General features: G+C 54.4%; 18 protein-coding genes and 1 tRNA gene. 9 read left to right on the top strand and 10 right to left on the bottom strand.

The genetic code is table 11. The features are described 5' to 3' along the window. Nucleotides 1-11: 11 nt before the first annotated feature. The 4 genes from rd to ACY692_RS06595 form a co-directional block, all read right to left on the bottom strand. Nucleotides 12-173, bottom strand: coding sequence for a rubredoxin (gene rd / locus ACY692_RS06610; protein ID WP_462324558.1), 162 nt, complete (start codon nt 171-173; stop codon nt 12-14). Between the two features lie 47 nt (nt 174-220). Next, nucleotides 221-418, bottom strand: a complete 198-nt coding sequence (locus tag ACY692_RS06605) for a rubredoxin (protein WP_462324557.1) — start codon at nt 416-418, stop codon at nt 221-223. 207 nt (nt 419-625) lie between these two features. Then, nucleotides 626-1201, bottom strand: a complete 576-nt coding sequence (gene rbr / locus ACY692_RS06600) for a rubrerythrin (RefSeq protein WP_462324556.1) — start codon at nt 1199-1201, stop codon at nt 626-628. A 91-nt stretch (nt 1202-1292) separates the two neighbouring features. Further along, entirely contained in the window at nt 1293-1718 is a 426-nt protein-coding gene (locus ACY692_RS06595; RefSeq protein WP_462324555.1) for a Fur family transcriptional regulator, read from the bottom strand. 198 nt (nt 1719-1916) lie between these two features. Between ACY692_RS06595 and ACY692_RS06590 the strand changes: the two genes are divergently transcribed. After that, nucleotides 1917-2372, top strand: coding sequence for an Hsp20/alpha crystallin family protein (locus tag ACY692_RS06590; RefSeq protein ID WP_462324554.1), 456 nt, complete (start codon nt 1917-1919; stop codon nt 2370-2372). 79 nt (nt 2373-2451) lie between these two features. After that, complete coding sequence (gene htpX, locus ACY692_RS06585; RefSeq protein WP_462324553.1) at nt 2452-3303, top strand: zinc metalloprotease HtpX; 852 nt, start codon at nt 2452-2454, stop codon at nt 3301-3303. 116 nt (nt 3304-3419) lie between these two features. Here the strand turns inward: htpX and ACY692_RS06580 are convergent. Further along, nucleotides 3420-3506, bottom strand: a tRNA-Leu gene (locus ACY692_RS06580). A 200-nt stretch (nt 3507-3706) separates the two neighbouring features. Between ACY692_RS06580 and ACY692_RS06575 the strand changes: the two genes are divergently transcribed. Continuing rightward, a complete protein-coding gene (locus tag ACY692_RS06575; RefSeq protein WP_462324552.1) occupies nt 3707-4039 on the top strand; it encodes a hypothetical protein in 333 nt (110 codons plus the stop codon). Nucleotides 4040-4145: 106 nt separating this feature from the next. Here the strand turns inward: ACY692_RS06575 and ACY692_RS06570 are convergent, their stop codons facing one another. Further along, a complete protein-coding gene (locus ACY692_RS06570) occupies nt 4146-5123 on the bottom strand; it encodes a hypothetical protein (RefSeq protein ID WP_462324551.1) in 978 nt (325 codons plus the stop codon). A 554-nt stretch (nt 5124-5677) separates the two neighbouring features. Between ACY692_RS06570 and ybgF the strand changes: the two genes are divergently transcribed. From ybgF to xerC, 6 genes are all read left to right on the top strand, one after another. Next, complete coding sequence (ybgF, locus tag ACY692_RS06565) at nt 5678-6424, top strand: tol-pal system protein YbgF (protein ID WP_462324550.1); 747 nt, start codon at nt 5678-5680, stop codon at nt 6422-6424. A gap of 13 nt (nt 6425-6437) precedes the next feature. Beyond that, a complete protein-coding gene (gene dprA / locus ACY692_RS06560) occupies nt 6438-7613 on the top strand; it encodes a DNA-processing protein DprA (protein ID WP_462324549.1) in 1176 nt (391 codons plus the stop codon). Between the two features lie 62 nt (nt 7614-7675). Beyond that, entirely contained in the window at nt 7676-8032 is a 357-nt protein-coding gene (locus ACY692_RS06555; protein WP_462324548.1) for a hypothetical protein, read from the top strand. Continuing rightward, on the top strand, nt 8029-8859 hold the full coding sequence (locus ACY692_RS06550; RefSeq protein WP_462324586.1) for an HDOD domain-containing protein: 831 nt from the start codon (nt 8029-8031) through the stop codon (nt 8857-8859). The genes ACY692_RS06555 and ACY692_RS06550 overlap by 4 nt, the downstream gene beginning before the upstream one ends. Before the next feature lie 22 nt (nt 8860-8881). After that, nucleotides 8882-9817, top strand: coding sequence for a GGDEF domain-containing protein (locus ACY692_RS06545; RefSeq protein WP_462324547.1), 936 nt, complete (start codon nt 8882-8884; stop codon nt 9815-9817). Beyond that, complete coding sequence (gene xerC, locus ACY692_RS06540; protein WP_462324546.1) at nt 9792-10724, top strand: tyrosine recombinase XerC; 933 nt, start codon at nt 9792-9794, stop codon at nt 10722-10724. The genes ACY692_RS06545 and xerC overlap by 26 nt, the downstream gene beginning before the upstream one ends. Here the strand turns inward: xerC and ACY692_RS06535 are convergent. From ACY692_RS06535 to ACY692_RS06520, 4 genes are all read right to left on the bottom strand, one after another. Further along, the gene (locus tag ACY692_RS06535) at nt 10663-11043 is read right to left on the bottom strand and encodes a response regulator (RefSeq protein WP_462324545.1); all 381 of its coding nucleotides are present in this window, start codon (nt 11041-11043) and stop codon (nt 10663-10665) included. The genes xerC and ACY692_RS06535 overlap by 62 nt on opposite strands. Before the next feature lie 225 nt (nt 11044-11268). Next, nucleotides 11269-12708: a sigma-54-dependent transcriptional regulator gene (locus tag ACY692_RS06530; RefSeq protein ID WP_462324544.1), complete on the bottom strand. Its 1440-nt coding sequence runs from the start codon at nt 12706-12708 to the stop codon at nt 11269-11271. A gap of 9 nt (nt 12709-12717) precedes the next feature. Next, nucleotides 12718-14187: an ATP-binding protein gene (locus ACY692_RS06525; RefSeq protein ID WP_462324543.1), complete on the bottom strand. Its 1470-nt coding sequence runs from the start codon at nt 14185-14187 to the stop codon at nt 12718-12720. Between the two features lie 669 nt (nt 14188-14856). Beyond that, nucleotides 14857-16194, bottom strand: a complete 1338-nt coding sequence (locus ACY692_RS06520) for an ArsB/NhaD family transporter (RefSeq protein ID WP_462324542.1) — start codon at nt 16192-16194, stop codon at nt 14857-14859. Between the last annotated feature and the right edge of the window lie 198 nt (nt 16195-16392).

The following is a 16392-nucleotide window of genomic DNA, read 5'->3' as shown; positions in this document are numbered from 1 at the left end:
GATGTTCGATGTTACGCTTCCGGGGCGAACGCGTCCTTGTCTGCGCCGCAGACGGGGCAGACCCAGTCCTCGGGAATATCGGCAAAAGCGGTTCCGGGGGCGATGTCGGTATCGGGATCACCTTCAGCGGGGTCGTAGACGTAGCCGCAAACAGTACAAATATACTTGTCCATGTCGAGAGTTCTCCTTGTGGATGGAATTGAAAGACGAGGTATTCACCCTATCCCACAGAATCCGGACCTGCAAGGGGGCGGAAGGATTTTTTCGAAGCCCCGCAGATGGGACATTTCCAGTCCTCCGGCAGGTCTTCGAACTTGGTTCCCTTGGGGATCTTGCCCTTGCGGTCACCCCGGTCGGGATCGTAGACATAGCCGCAATTAACGGTCTGACAACGGTACATCTCTTCGGGATTGGCCATGGTTTACCTCGCATGTTGGTGGTTGGTATGCAGAGAGTTTTCCGCTTCTTTTCAAGCACGTAGGCAAAAAAATCTATAGCCCTATTACTCAAAAGTCCTGCAGGGGCGATCCCCTCAAGAATCGCCTGTTTTTGCGGCCCCCCGGGAGGGGCTGCAAAAACATCCTTTGGTACCCTGCATGTATAACGATTATTTGTGCGGCTGTGTTTACCAGTTTTCTCCCAGCAGTTCGAAATATTTTTGCTCGTGGTCGCAGGCAGGGCACTTGGCAGGGGGCTCGGTGGTCTCGATGATGAAACCACAGTTGATACACCGCCAGACAACCTTTTCCTCCCGCTTGAACACCCGGCCCTGCTCGATGTTTTCCGCGAGATCCAAAAACCTTTTTTCATGCTGCTTCTCGGCGATGGCTATGCTGCGCATGGCTGCGGCGATCATGGGAAACCCCTCTTCCTGCGCGGTGTCGGCAAATTCGGGATACATGCTCTCGTGTTCGTGGTGTTCACCACTGGCAGCGGCCCTAAGATTTTCCTCGGTGGTTCCCATACCCCCACAGGGATAGTCGGCCTGGATCTCCACATCCCCGCCTTCCATGAACTTGAACAGACGCTTGGCATGCTCCTTTTCCTGTAGAGCGGTCTCGGCAAAGATCTGAGAGACCTGGACATACCCGTCCTTTTTGGCCTTGCTCGCGAAGTAGTCGTAGCGATTCCTGGCCTGGGCTTCTCCGGCAAAGGCGGTCAGCAGATTCTTTTCGGTTTTTGTTCCTTTGATCGAGCTCATGGGAATCTCCGTTCGGTTTTTGATTGTCTACAATAGGAATAAAGGGGTATATAAGTAAAAAACTGGTCCGGTGCAATAGGGCTGATCGAATTTATTGCATATCCCCAGTAGGCTGAACCAATTTTTGTTTTTGGCAGCTCGGACAGAGACCGTAAAAAAAGGTCGTCTGTCCAAGGATAGTAAATGAGGAAACCATGCCGGACTGATCGACAGGAGAGTCAGTGGCGTTGAACACGTCGCCGACCGCACCGCATTGGATGCACACGACATGGTGGTGTGGTGTCGCGTCCCCATCGAACCGTTTCTGTCCTCCAGGAGCGCGAACGGTCTGGATATGGCCGTCTGAGCTGAGCACCTCGAGGTTGCGATAGACCGTCCCAAGGCTGATTTTTGGCAGCTCCTTGCGGACCATGTCGTAAACCTCGTCCGCCGTGGGATGGGAGGTGATTTGGCGCAGTTTTTCCAGGATGATCTTGCGTTGTTTGGTCAGGCGTCTTGTAGGGGGGGTTGGATCCATAGGAACCTCTTTGTTATTGGTAGTAATTACTTTTAGTATATTTTGCAAAATGTCAAGGGAATTTACGGCAAAGCGAAACGACGATCTCCCGTTGACACAGGCAGTGAGATGGTTAGAAATCAAACGGATACCCGGGATGTGTCTGTCTTTTCCAGTATGCTCTGAAAACCGTGATCGTTTGTATAAGGAGATAGTTCGATGGCCAAGTTTACGCGTAATCCCTGGCTCGAGATCCAGGCCATGAAGGATGAGATTGGCAGGATGATGGATGATGACCACAATCAGGGGCGATCTACGTATTTGTCCAGGGAACGTCAGGCCCATTTCAAGCCGGTTGCAGATGTCTACGAGAACACTGACGGGTATGTGATCCAGGTCGAATTGTCAGGGATGGAGCGGGATGCTGTCAACATGGAGATTTTTGGGCGCGAACTGATCGTGTTCGGGGAGAGGCGGCACGAAAAGGATATCGGCGGTAACGCCTATCATGTCCTGGAGCGATCGTACGGTCCCTTTGCCAGACGGTTCGATCTGCCCGGAAATGCCGATGTGGCCGGTATCAAGGCCACCATGCAAAAGGGCATTCTGACCGTGGCTATCCCCAAAAAAGACAGAAAAAAGACCGGCAGGCGTATCGAGATCCAAGAGGGGTGAGGGCGGTTCTATGTTTTAGGTTTTACGTTTTAGGTTTCAGGTGGTTACCGATTTATAGCAAATAAGCGGAGGGATTGATTTGAGTTCGCAATTACGTACGGGGGTTCTTTTGGCGGCCCTTACCGCCTTGATCATTCTGTTCGGGCGTCTTCTGGGCGGGCAGACCGGGATGGTCGTCGCCTTTATGCTGGCCATGGTCATGAATGTGGGGAGTTACTGGTATTCGGACAAGATCGTCCTGTCCATGTACAAGGCCGTGGATTTGGCCCCATCCGACGCCCCCATGGTCCATGCCATCGTTGACGAACTCTCCCATCGGGCCGGTTTGCCCAAGCCTAGAGTGGTCCTTGTCCCCGAGAACACCCCCAACGCCTTTGCCACAGGACGAGATCCCAAGCATGCGGTCGTGGCCGTGACCCGGGGACTCCTACAGGCTCTGTCTCCCGAGGAGGTCAAAGGGGTGCTGGCCCATGAGATGGGACATGTCAAGAATCGGGATATCCTCATCCAATCCGTGGCCGCCACGCTGGCTGGAGCGATCATGATCGTGGCCAATATGGTCAAGTGGGCCACGCTGTTCGGATTCGGGGGGGGCGATGACGAAGAGGGCGGCAATCCGCTTTTTGCCTTTGTCTTGGCCTTGATCGCCCCCATAGCGGCCTCTCTTATCCAGATGGCCATTTCCCGTTCAAGGGAGTTCTTGGCCGATGAAACAGGTGCACAACTGTCCGGAAATCCCAACTACCTGGCCAATGCCCTGGAAAAACTCGATGCCTACAGCAAGCAGGTCCCCTTGGAACACGGTAATCCGGCCACAGAACACATGTTTATCGTCAATCCTTTTGCCGGCATGTCCGTGGCCAAGCTCTTCAGCACCCACCCCCCGACCTCTGAGAGGATCCAGCGACTCCGGAACATGGCTCGGTCGTAATCCGGACGCATCTCCAGCCAAAAATCTTGTACCATCCTTGTACCAAAACAGCTTTTCACAAAAAAAGGACCTAGAGAGATTCGCAATGAATTCTCTCTAAGTCCTTATTTGTATTCTGGTACCCGGGACGGGACTTGAACCCGTACAGCCTTGCGACCGAGGGATTTTAAGTCCCTTGCGTCTACCAATTCCGCCACCCGGGCAATGGGTGAATGTTCATAGCCGGGTTGGTATCAAGCGTCAATGGGGAGTGTTGCGTATGCCCGCTTTCCGTTGTGGATGTCGTCGGAGGGCGGGGTATACTGGAACGCAACTGGCGCACATCGTCCCATGATTTTACTGGACATGCTGTCGGTTGGAGAAGATGGTGGTTTCCGAAAAATCCAAACAAGTGAGGACAGATATGCTACGTAGTGAAATTTTGGGCCTGGGCGCAAAGGAATTGCTGGCCATGGTCGCGGAGAGGTTTGCCGTGGAGCTTGGGGGGCTCGATGATGTCCCATATCTTGGAGACGCCTGGAAGATCGTGGAGAAACTCGATCAGATGGGATGGGCCGTGGACATCAGGAATATGAACGGGCGCAAGACCGTGGATGCCTTCGGGTTCCGTGACGGCGGGCCGGTCACGGTATTTGCCCGCTATGGGGAGGATCCCGATTTTATCAGTGTCTGTGAGGGGATTTGCAAGACCGGGTTGGTCATTCTTGCGGAGTCCAATACCTCCGTGATCCAGTGAATGGTTTTGCCCACAGACTTTCCCCTGACCATTGTATGGGGATCAAAAAAACAAGGTCCGGTTCATTGGTAATGAGCCGGACCTTGTTGCATGCGTGCCATTCTTCTCAACCGATCCCGAAATAGGTCAGTATGTCGGCGATAAACGTGTGGGGGATGTACAGCCCGGAATATTTTCCAATGATTTCCCACAGGGCTGCTATGGTTGCAAGGAGGAAGACCCAGGATAGAAGTCCGCTCACGAAGACCATGCCCTTGTAACGGAGCGGGGTAGCGCTTTTCATGATCAGAAGCCAGATGCCCACGCATAGAATAATGCTGGCCGCACGTGTTGCGAGGGCCGTCGTGAGGGCGGTGGATCCCGGAATTTCCACACTTGATTGGGCCAGCAACGATATCCACATACAGGTGATGAGTACACCAAAAAAGGGAAACAGCGCCCATTTGGCACAGACCGGGAGTGCAAATTTATAGTAATCACGGCCAAAATCATCACGGTTGCGTCTGAAAAGCAGATAGATGGAACCGAGCACAGCGGACATGCTTATGGCCAGAAAAGCCCATTGGATCCCCACGGCCCAAAGCATGGATCCGATAGGTGGGATGGATGGCCAGATCGGTCCCTGTTCGCCGAGGGCCAGGGACCGCACGGCCAGTGCGGGTATCCAGAAAAGGGGTTTGGTCAAGACGAGCCCGACGAGCCCGATGGCCATGTGGACGGGCTTCTTTTCTTTCCTGAGTCGTTTCCAGGTGGCGAAATAGGTGATGAGCACCCCGGTGCCTATAAGGGCCAGTCCCAGGGTTGCTAGGAGGACCCGGGGATGTTCCCGCAAGGGGACGACAATGTCGGTTTGGGTATATAACAGCCCCAGGGTCAACGCGCCAAGACCGAGCCATGTACCAATATGTATGAGAGTGCCTAGGCGGGCCATCTGCATGGCCAGTTTATCCAGAAAAATACGTTTGTTCATCCGTCCTGCGATTTCGCAGACAAATGCAATGATAAAGGTCCCCCAAAATCCGGCAAACACGAAGAACACTAATGCTGCAAGAGATGCCTGGGGGAACAAGAGCTGGTTACCCATGGAAACGCTCCTTTGTCGTGATTGATATGGCTGTGCGACAGGGGCCGATAGTATTGCCCGGGGCCTGTATCCTGTGCGGGATAAGTTATAACCTGTGAGTACCGGTGGGCTCTGGTCGGGATATCCCGGTCCGGTAAGACCCGTGCCCAACCCATTATTTTTTCTCGCCTCCCGGGCTTGAAAAAACGGGCGATTCGAATCGCCCCTTGTACGAATCTATCCGGAATGATGGCATTTATGGCTATTTTCACCGGGAATTGCTGGGTTTTGGTCATGGACCGATACGGGGGGCTCTGTCCACCGGGCAATGGACCGTTGGATCCGTGGACTGGTGATCCTTTGGGATTGGAACGTACATCGGTTCTATTGAAGACCGGACCTTCCAGTATAGCTTTGGCTGAACTGCAATGCCGTGGATGGACGGTGCATGCCAATGTGGACGGCTTGTGCCCGAAAATGCCCTGATTATCAAGGATTCCTATAGTCCTTTCCTTGAAAATTTATGGTTCTTGTCCTATTGATGGGGGATAACCATTCAAAATCGGAGAAGGATTATGCGGTTCTCATATTTGATCGCGGCAATGTTTTGCTATCTTGCCATGGTTTCTGGGTGTGCCAATACAAGAGCCCCCTTTGAAGCAAGGGTGACCGACGGGTTGGCGGGTCTCGAGGAAGAGCAACGGGAGGCCAAAGAGGACCGCCGTCGCATTCTGCAAGAAATGGGCGAGTTGTCAGCCCGCATTGACGGGCTGCGTATGGATGTGGCCAATATTGCGCTAGAGGTCGGAACCATGTCCGCACCGGCTGTGGGTCCAGAAGGGCTTGGCAGCATGGAGAACGCCGATCTTCACGACGCGGGGCCAAATCCGCGCACAGACGACCCTGCCCCATGCCCCAAAAAGAAACCAGTGGACCCTGCTGCCGGGCCGGGGGGCGGTGAAACATACCAGAAAGGTCTCGATTTATTGGAAAAGGGCAAACCACTTGCCGCCAGAAAAACCCTGGAAACCTTTGCCAAAAATTATCCCAACACACCGCTCCAGCCCAACGTTTTGTATTGGATCGGAGAGACCTATTATTCCCAGCAGCGTTTCGACCGGGCCATTCTGGCCTTTAAAAAGGTCCCGGAGAAATATCCCAAGGACGACAAGGCCCCAGATGCCCTGTTCAAGATCATAGCCTGTTACGTGCGACTGGGGGACCGGCAAAACGCCGGATTCTACATGGGCATTCTCACGAATGAATATCCGGGGACCCGGGCCGTTGGTCTGGCTGAAAAGCGGTTTCCCGGGTTGCGGTAGCGGCGGTCGTCCGATGCAAGGAACAGCACATGCCTGGTTCTGGCCGACGGTCGATACCCACGCGAGGGAGAGCGAATTCTCCGCCGGTCTGGCCCTCCGGCACACCAAGGGGATCGGCCCGCGCACGTGGAAAAGGCTTGTCGATCATTTCGGGTCACCTCTGGGCGCGGTCCGGAACCGTGCTCACTGGACCCGCGACGGGGTGGCCTCGGCGGGACAGGTCAGATCTTTTGGGGAGGAAACATGGGCCCGGGAAGCCGTCAAGGAACGTGACGCTGTCCATGGTTCCGGTATGGTCTATGTCCTTTATGGCGAAGAAGAATACCCCGAGCGTTTGGGGGAGATATGTGATCCCCCGATCATTCTGTATTGCCTGGGAAATCCATGTCTGCTCAAGCGTCCCTGCCTTGCCGTTGTGGGATCGCGCCAATGCACGTCCTATGCGGCGTCCATGGCCGGGAAACTTTGCAGGGAACTCGCTGCGGCCGGCTTGACCATCGTTTCCGGATTCGCCCATGGCGTGGACCGTATCGCCCATGAGACGGGTTCCAGGGAACCGGGGTCGACCATTGCGGTTCTCGGGACCGGTTTGGACATCATCTATCCTGCTGCCAACAAGGATTTATGGGAGCCCATTCTGGGGTCAGGACTGATCGTCTCGGAGTTTGCTCCTGGGACTCTGCCCGAACCGCGTCATTTTCCCTACAGGAACCGGATCATAAGCGGATTGTCCCTAGGTGTGCTCGTTGTACAGGCCGCGGCCAAGAGCGGCAGCCTGATCACGGCCCGTCTCGCTCTTGAGCACAATCGGGAGGTCTTTGCCGTTCCCGGACCCGTGGGCAAAGGATTCGAAGGATGCCACGAACTGATCCAGACCGGGGCCAAGCTTGTCCAGACCGGGGAGGACGTGCTCGAAGAACTCCGTCCATTGCTCAGTGGAGGGGAACAGGAGCTGTCCTCCGGTCCCTCGTTCCAGACGCCGGAAACATCCGTGCCGCCCGATCCCGCCCTGGACGACCACCAGCGCCGGGTTCTCGATTGCTTGCGGGAGCATGGAAAACTGCACATCGATACCTTGACGCAACTGCTTGGATGGGAGACCAATGCGGTAAGTCATACACTCGTCATGCTTGAGATCCTGGATAGGGTTGAACAGCATGCTGGCAAGATCTACTCCATTACCGAGTGACCCGGCGTCCTGATGGAACGGTTGGGTCGCTTGTCACGAAAAAACACAGCGGATTGGAAACCATGCAAAAAATTCCCTTGGTCCTTGCCGAGCCTGACATGGTGCTTGAAAAGCCTATCACCCGGGACAACGGTATGATCCTGGTCGGAGGGGGGACGGTGTTGACCGAGACCCTTATCGAGCGTCTCAAAAACATGGACATCGGTTCCATAGTCGTCCAGGGGCACCCCCTCGAACTGGATGGCGGCGGGGCTGGGACATCCTTTGGCAGGCGCAAGGAGCGTCTGGAGCATCTTTTCAGACATGCGGGAAAAGACCCGTTCATGGCCGAGGTCCGGACATTCCTGGATGATTATTTCACACGCAAGGGGGCGGTGGAACAGATGGCTGAACGTGGAGCGGAGGAAGAGGAGGCATAATGGATGATCTGAGAACCGAATACAAGGGCAAGCTTCTGGCGGTCAAGGATCTGCCCACCCTGCCCACCGTCCTGAACAAGGTTTCCAAACTTGTCGAGGATCCCAATTCTTCCACGGAACAGATCGCGCGGGTCATCTCCATGGACCAGGTCCTATCGGCCAAGGTCCTCAAGATGGTCAATTCTCCCATCTACGGGTTCCCGGGACGTATCGGGACCATCCAGCATGCCCTGGTTCTTTTGGGCTTCAACGTCATCAAGGGGATCATCATCAGCACATCGGTCTTCGATATGATGGAGGAGAGCATGAAGGGGCTCTGGGACCATAGCATGGGGTGTGCCCTGGCCAGCTCGACCGTGGCCAAGCATGCCGGGTTCAAGGACCCGGAGGAGTTTGCCGTGGCAGGACTGCTGCACGATATCGGTAAGGTTCTGGCCGTGGTCCAGTTGCCCGAATGCAAGGATGGGATCAGGGATGCGGTCAATAACGAGGGACTGACCTACATCGAGGCCGAGAACAAGGTTCTGGGGTTCGGCCATGACCGGATCAACCAGTGGTTGGCAGGGCATTGGAACCTTCCTCTCAAGCTCAAAGAAGGGCTGGCTTTCCACCACAACCCCTCCTTGGCCAAGCATTATCCCGAGGTCGCCCAGGTGGTCCATGTGGGGGACTTCTTGACCAGGGTTTTCGAGATCGGTTCCGGGGGCGACGACCAGGTCAGTATGCTCGATCCCGGAGTGCTCAAGGGCTTGGGGATCGATTTCGTTCTCCTTGAAAAGATCCTTGACGATCTGCTGGAAGAGTTTGAAGAACTGGCTATTTTTTGATCCTGATTTTTAGGGAACCCCGATGGTCCTTTCACGCAAGAAACATTTTTTTCTGATCACCCAGGACGCCGAGCTCCGGGAAATATTGAGCGCCCTATGGCCCCAGGACGAAGTTTCCTGGACGTTTTTCTCCCGTGGATCCGAGGCCATGGAGTATCTCTTCCACAGCCCGCCGGATTTGTTGGTGGTGGATAACGATCTGGCCGATTTCAAGGGGAAGGATCTGGTCCGATTGATCAAGAGCGAGAACGTCTATCGTCAGGTCCCTGTTGTCCTTTGTCTGGACCACAGGGACCTTCCCCTTTCCGCTTCCAGTGCGGAGATCGATGATTTTTTGGTCCGGCCGGTCAAAGGTGATGTGGTCAAGAGCCGTCTGGATCTCGCTGTCCTGCGTGGATCACGTGAACTCGATGCCAGTCCGTTGACCAAATTGCCGGGCAATACTTCGATCATCCATAAGATCCAGACCCTGATCGACGCCAAGGAGGATTTCGCCCTCATCTATGCGGATCTGGACCATTTCAAGTCCTTCAACGATAAGTATGGTTTTTCCCGCGGGGACGAGGTGCTCATGATGACCGCACGGGTCATTGTGAACAGTATCCGGGGGATCGCGCAGATGCATTCTTTTGTCGGCCACGTGGGCGGTGATGATTTTGTGTGCACCCTGCCTGCGGACAAGGCCGAGGCGGCCTGCAAGAGTCTGATCGAAAATTTCGACTCCATTGTTCCCAATTTTTATGACCGCGAGGACAGGATCCGCGGAGGCATCCTGTCCAAGAACAGGCAGGGCAGGGAACAGAATTTTCCTCTTATGGCCATTTCCCTGGCCGTTGTTTTCAATGTCAATTGCAAGCTGACACATTATGGCCAGGCCTCGCAAATCGCCATGAATCTCAAGAAACAGGCCAAGAAGAACCAGGCGAGCAGCTATGTCCTCGACAGACGATCCACCTGAATTTTTGACGGACTACCTTGATTATCTCCGGGTCGAGCAGGGATACAGCCAGGCCACTCTTGGGGCGTACGCCACCGATCTGTCCCAGTTCGAGAGGGTCTTGACGACCCGAGGGGCGAAAATGGACTGTCCCGAAGGTATTGGGAAAAAACATGTCCGGGCCTATGTTGCTGATCTGCATCGCCAAAAAAGGACCCCGGGGTCCGTGGCCAGAAAGCTTTCCAGTCTCCGGGGTTTTTTCAATTTTTTGATCAAGCGCGGCATCATTGACCACAATCCGTGCTCCGGTGTGCACAACCCGAAGCAGAAAAAACAACAGCCGACATTCTTGAATGTCGACCAGGCCCTGGAACTCATGCAGGTGCAGGTGGAGAAGACGCCCAAAGGACTCCGCGATCTCGCCCTTGTCGAACTGCTCTACGGGTCGGGCCTGCGTATAAGCGAGGCCCTCGGTCTGGATGTCGGGGATATTGACCCCGGACAATCCTTTGTTCGGGTCACCGGCAAGGGGCAGAAGGAACGTATCGTTCCCCTGACCGCTATCTCTCTGGAACGTATCTCCACCTATCTCGAGCGCCGCGCCTTTTTTTCCTCCTCTGCCAATGAAACAGCCCTTTTTTTGGGCACCCGTGGCCGTCGGCTCGACCGACGCCAGGCCTCGCGGATCATCAAAAACCTGTGCACGCTGGCAGGACTGCCCCAGACCATCCCTCCCCACGCGCTACGCCACAGTTTCGCAACCCATCTTCTGTCCTCGGGCGCTGACCTGCGCAGCGTGCAACAACTCCTAGGCCATGCCCACCTGAGTACCACCCAACGCTACACCCATCTCCAGCTCGAACGTCTCATGCAGGTCTACGACCATGCCCATCCGCGGTCGTTGACGAACAAGAATTCAGGGTCGTGATCAGTTCGGCCAGATCGCTCTGCTTCTTGGCCACATAGAGGTTTGGATCACCACCGAAACCGTTCTCGTCGTCAAAGGAATGGACGATGATCGGTTGGTCGGGGTGCACCCTACGGATGGTCGAGATGGCCTGATGGATATCGATGCGTGGAAGGTCCCGTTCGATGACGATCGGCTCGTCATCTCCCGTGGTGTGCAATTCTCGGAGCAATTCCCGACCGTTTTTGAATTCCCGGGTCCGGTATCCCTGGGACAGGAGCTCTCGGGAAATGAATTGACGGACGTATTTGTTCCCTTCGACAAGGACGATGGTCTTCATGCACAACTCCGCACATGGTGGATATGATACCGATTGCAGTGGCAATGAGCGTGCCATGGTTCATGGAGGGATGGTTGAGGTATATCTTATCGTTTTTGTTGGCAGTATAGACGTATCCGCAGAAGAGTCCGCCCCGGCCCCTGTTCCCCGGTGTTGGTTTTGTTGACACTATGTAAACACTGAAGGGGGGGGGGACGCAATCTTTTGGGTATGCGTGGGCCCGGATCATGGTTTTGGGGATGGGGCGACGACCGTTTGGGTGGTGATGTCCAGCTTGTCGATTTTCGCCAGCAGGGTCGGCCTGGAGATGCCCAGATATTTTGCTGTTTTGGAATGGTTGCCCCGGCAGATCCTGAGTGCTTCGCCAATGATGGTTGCTGACATGCGGTCCATCATGTCCGAATATGGTGTTGCCGAGGATTTTTTCAGGGAACAAAGGGACTGTCTTGTCCACGCCTGGATATCCAGGGGGTGGGATTCGGTTGTACCCGGGTTCGGCGATGAAAGGGCCTTGTCGATTTCTTCTTCGGTCAGGGGGCAGCCCCGGTTGAATATGAGGGCCTTCTGGATGGCGTTGGAGAGCTCCCGGACGTTACCCGGCCAGGGATATTCTTGTAGTTTTGTTACCCCGTCCTGGGTGATCCCTGGATTTTGCCCATTCATGGTCAGGGAAAAGTTGTGCAGGAAATAGTCGGCCAGAAGTTTGATGTCCGATTCCCGGTTCCGTAGAGGGGGAAGGTTCAGGGTGACCACCTTGAGTCTGTAGTACAAGTCTTCACGGAAGGCCCCCTTGGACAGAGATGTTTCGAGATCTCTGTTGGTCGCCGCTATGACCCGGACATCCACGGGAATGGGATGGCGTCCCCCAAGACGCTCGATGCTCCTTTCCTGGAGCAGGCGTAAAATTTTGGCCTGGATGGACAGGGGCATGTCCCCGATTTCGTCCAAGAACACCGTTCCCCCATTGGCCTGTTCTATCTTTCCCACCTTCCGGGTGGTCGCGCCGGTAAAGGCCCCCTTTTCATAGCCGAAGAGTTCGCTTTCAAGCAGGGTTTCCGGAATGGCCACGCAATTGATGATCAGGAACGGACGTTCGTTGCGCAGACTGTGCTGGTAGATTGCCCGGGCTGCGAGTTCCTTGCCCGTGCCGGATTCGCCACGGATGAGGACGGTCGCGTCTGTCGGCGCCACCCGGCCGATGGCCTTGTAAACATCCTGCATGGGGGTGCTGCGACCGATGATCACATCCCCCCCCGCACTCGATTCCAGGGTTGCGTCGAGCTGAACCGTGGAACGCATGAACCGCGCGGACTCGAGTCCCTTTTTGATCAGTTCCAGGATATCCGGGATGTCGAAGGGTTTGACGATGTAGTCAAAGGCCCCGAGTTTGGTGGCCTCGATGGCCGTATCCGTGGTCCCAAAGGCGGTCATTATGATCACCGGAAGCTTTGCGTCGATTTTTTGGATTTCTTTGTATCCTTCCAATCCGGTCATCCCCGGGAGTCTGAAGTCCATGATCACCAGATCCGGTTTGTCCGATCGGACCACCGCGATCCCGTTTTCGGCGCTAGCTGCGGTGAGAACGTGATAGCATTCCTGCTGGAGGATCCTTTCGAAACTCTGGCGCAATTGGGGATCGTCGTCGACGACGAGTATCTTCTCCATAGTGGCTTCCTATTTTCTGGAACATGGTAGGGTTATGGTGAAGGTCGTGCCCTCGCCAGTAGTCGAGGCGACGCTGATCCAGCCGTCGTGGTCCTCGATGATCCGCTTTGCAATGCTCAATCCCAGTCCGGTTCCTTCTTCCTTGGAACTAAAAAAGGGCTGAAAGACTTTTTCCTTGGTCTCCGGAGAGATGCCAGGACCGTTGTCATCGATAGTCAAAACGACAACGTGACCAAGGGGATCCACGATCCCCTGCTTGGCACCGATGAATATTTCTCCCCCCTCGTGCATGACGTCACAGGCATTTTCAAGAAGATTGACCAGGACTTCCTTTATCTGGTCCTGATCGAGCATCAACCGGGGAAGGTTGGGGCCGATGTCCGTGGTGATGGCTATCCCGTAGGATTCGAGCCGGTGTTTCATCAGCTGGATGGCCAGGATGATGATCCCGCGCAGCTCTGTTGGTTGGGGTTTGAGTTTTGGACGTCGGGAAAACTCCAGAAAGTTGCTCAAGATTGTGTCGATGTGACGGATTTCTTCGGAGATAACGTCGAAATCCTCGCTCTGGACATCATTGAGGTCCAGGGACCGTTGCAGGGAAAAAAGGCGCATCTTGACCGATGTCAGGGGGTTGCGCACGCTGTGGGCCACTCCTGCCCCCAGCTTGCCGATGGTGGCCAATTTTTCGGTTTGCTGGAGATGCTCCCGGCTTTCCTCGAGCTGGGACCGGGTCAGATTGGCATTGCGGATCAACCGCTTCACCCGGCGGCTGAGCTGGATGATTTCATTTTTACTCCCTGGAAAGGAATCGGTCAAAGTCTTTTGCAGGGAGACGACCAGCTCGTGTACGGGGGCAAGGACCCGATTGAAGATGATGAACGCCAGAACGCTGGCCAGGGTTATTCCGATAAGAAAAAGACTCCCCGTGACCACGTTCAATCGGTGCTTTTGTCTGGCGACCTCGCTGAAATGTTCGTCGATACTCGTCTTGTGGATTTTTTTGTATTTGGCGCACAGATCGACAATGTTGAAGAACTGGTTACGCACGGACCAGTGCAGCTTGGCCCCTTCCTCGCGTCTCCCGTCCCTGTATAGTTGGATGACCTGGGCCCTGGCCATGGCATAGGTGAGATACTTGGATTCGATGGTATCCAGGATCTCCCGGGAAGAAAAATTCTGGCTCGTCTGCCTGGCCTTTTGGAGCCATTGTTGGAACGACCCGTGGTATTGGTCGAGTTTGGCCAGCCAATGCGGTGTCCCCTGCAAAAAATAATATGTCACGAATCCTTTTTGCATGACCAGGGCGGTCTGGAGCTCCTCGGCGGACTGCAGGGCGGCGATGTCCTCGTTGATCACCTCGGAAAACAACCGATCAATGTGGTACAGATGCCAGACCGTGACCAGAAAGGTGCCCATCAGGCAACAGGCCAGACCGGTGATCAGGATGCGGAATTTGACGCGCAGACTCAGAATTTCCATGGAAATACCGTCGGGTTCAGGGATGTGATGTAATAAGGGATAGGGAGGGGAGTCCGCCGCACATGGTAGTAGATTGTAATACGTTCGCAGTTCGCAGTACACGGTGCGCAGATTGTTGCTTGGTAGTTATCTTGTAATATGATGCTCATGCAAAAAAGTCGAAAATCGAGGCCCAAGCTCAAAAGAATATTTTGTAATAACCTGATCTTACTTAACCCTTTCAACTTAACCCTTAACCTTGCCTGCAAAAATTTATTTTTTGCAGGAACATATAATATATACTGACATGCATGGATTTTGTATTGTTTGAATTGATATAGCTATTCAGCCTGCCTTCCCCAAGAATCAGAATTACAAATTTAAGAAATTTAAGAGATTTAAGAAATTACAAGCGGTTATCGCCCAGGTCTTCAATTTCTAAAATTTCTGAAATCCTTAAATCTGTAAAATTTACGGGCTGGCACTCAAATTTAACGATACATTCCAACCTGTTGCTCCTGTTAAATTTTGACCTGAATAGTTACGAATTGATTTATTATGCGGGCCGAAAGAAAAAAATTTCTGTCGGCCCGCATGCATTTTCAAAAAACATCGATCATTTTTGGAGTGCCGATTGCCCTATGCTGCGTGCTGCGTAGTGTGTGCTGGGCATAGAATCCTTTTTTCCCTCTACCAACCCAGTATGTAGTACCGTACGTACACATAGATCATGGCCAGGAATACGGTCAGGATCATCACCGGAAGACCGTATTTCAAAAATTCCATGAAGGTGATTTTGTGGCCGGCCTTTTCGCTCATGCCCACGACGATTACGTTGGCAGAGGCACCGATGGGGGAGCCGTTGCCGCCCAGACAGGCACCCAGGGCCAGGGCCCACCATACGGGCATCATGGCTGCGTGCCGTATGTGTTCGGCTGAGGCCGCACCCGGCGCTACGTCATAGACTTTGTGGATCATGTCGATGAGCAGGGGGTTCATGGTGGCCACGAAGGGGATGTTGTCCACGATGGCCGATGCAATGGCCGAGAACCAGAGCATGACCATGGCAAGCAGGGTCATGTTGTCGGGTTTGGGATCGGTCACCGCGATCATCGCCTTTGACATGTCCGCGACCAGTCCGACTTTGACGATCCCGCCGATGATGATGAACAGTCCGATGAAAAAGAAGATGGTCGGCCATTCCACTTCGGCCAGGATGCCGTGGGGCTCTTCGCCGGAGATGAGCAGCAGGGTGGCCGCACCCATGAGGGCGACGCTGGCCGGCTCGTAATGGAAGAACCCGTGGAGCATGAATCCGAGGATGGTCGCCCCCAGGACAACGAGACTCTTTTTGAGCAGAAGGGGATTCTTTATCTGCTCATTCTCGTTCAGGGACATTACCCGTTTTTTGAGTTCCTCACGCACATGGAGCTTGTTCCCGAACAAAAGTTTCCAGACGAACATCCAAATGAGAAAGATGATAATGATGGCGGGGCTTAGATGGATGATGAAATCCATGAAATTCAGGCCTGCCTTGGACGCGATCATGATGTTGGGCGGGTCGCCGATGAGGGTGGCCGTTCCCCCGATGTTCGAGGCCAGAGCCTCGGTTATCAGATAGGGGATCGGATTTATTTCCAGCTGGTCCGCAATGAGCAAGGTGACCGGAGCGAGCAGGAGCACGGTGGTGACATTGTCCAGGAAGGCGGATCCAATGGCCGTTATCACCGCAAAAATGGCCATGATCTTGAAAGGCTCGCCCTTGGCGATTTTGGCGCATTTGATGGCCACATACTGGAACACCCCGGTTTTTGTCATGATGTTGATGATGATCATCATGGAGATGAGCAGGAAGATGACGTTCCAGTCAACGCCAAGGTCGATATCGTGGAAGGCCTCGTGCTGGAGAAGGACTTTGGTTATCAGGGTCAGGGCGGCCCCGAAAAGGGCAACCTTGGTCTTGTGGATTTTTTCGGAAATGATGACCGCGTAAGCCACCAGGAATATGGTTGTTGCTGTCCAGAACATGGGAAACTCCATATATATGATGTGAATGATTGAAAACCGATTGCAGGATTGGCCCACATTGTATCATCGTTGGGGATCCTTCTCCCGGGGGGGTGGCCACTATTTGGGCCCCCGGGAGGGGCCCGCGTGGGCACCGGGCCCGCCGGCAGGGTCCCCCCTGTAGGATCGGTCCGCCAGACGTCTCCGGGGATTGCCGTT

Source organism: Desulfoplanes sp. (assembly GCF_054921335.1).
The sequence above is the reverse complement of the archived record's forward strand: the minus strand, read 5'-3'. Positions and strand labels throughout refer to the sequence as shown.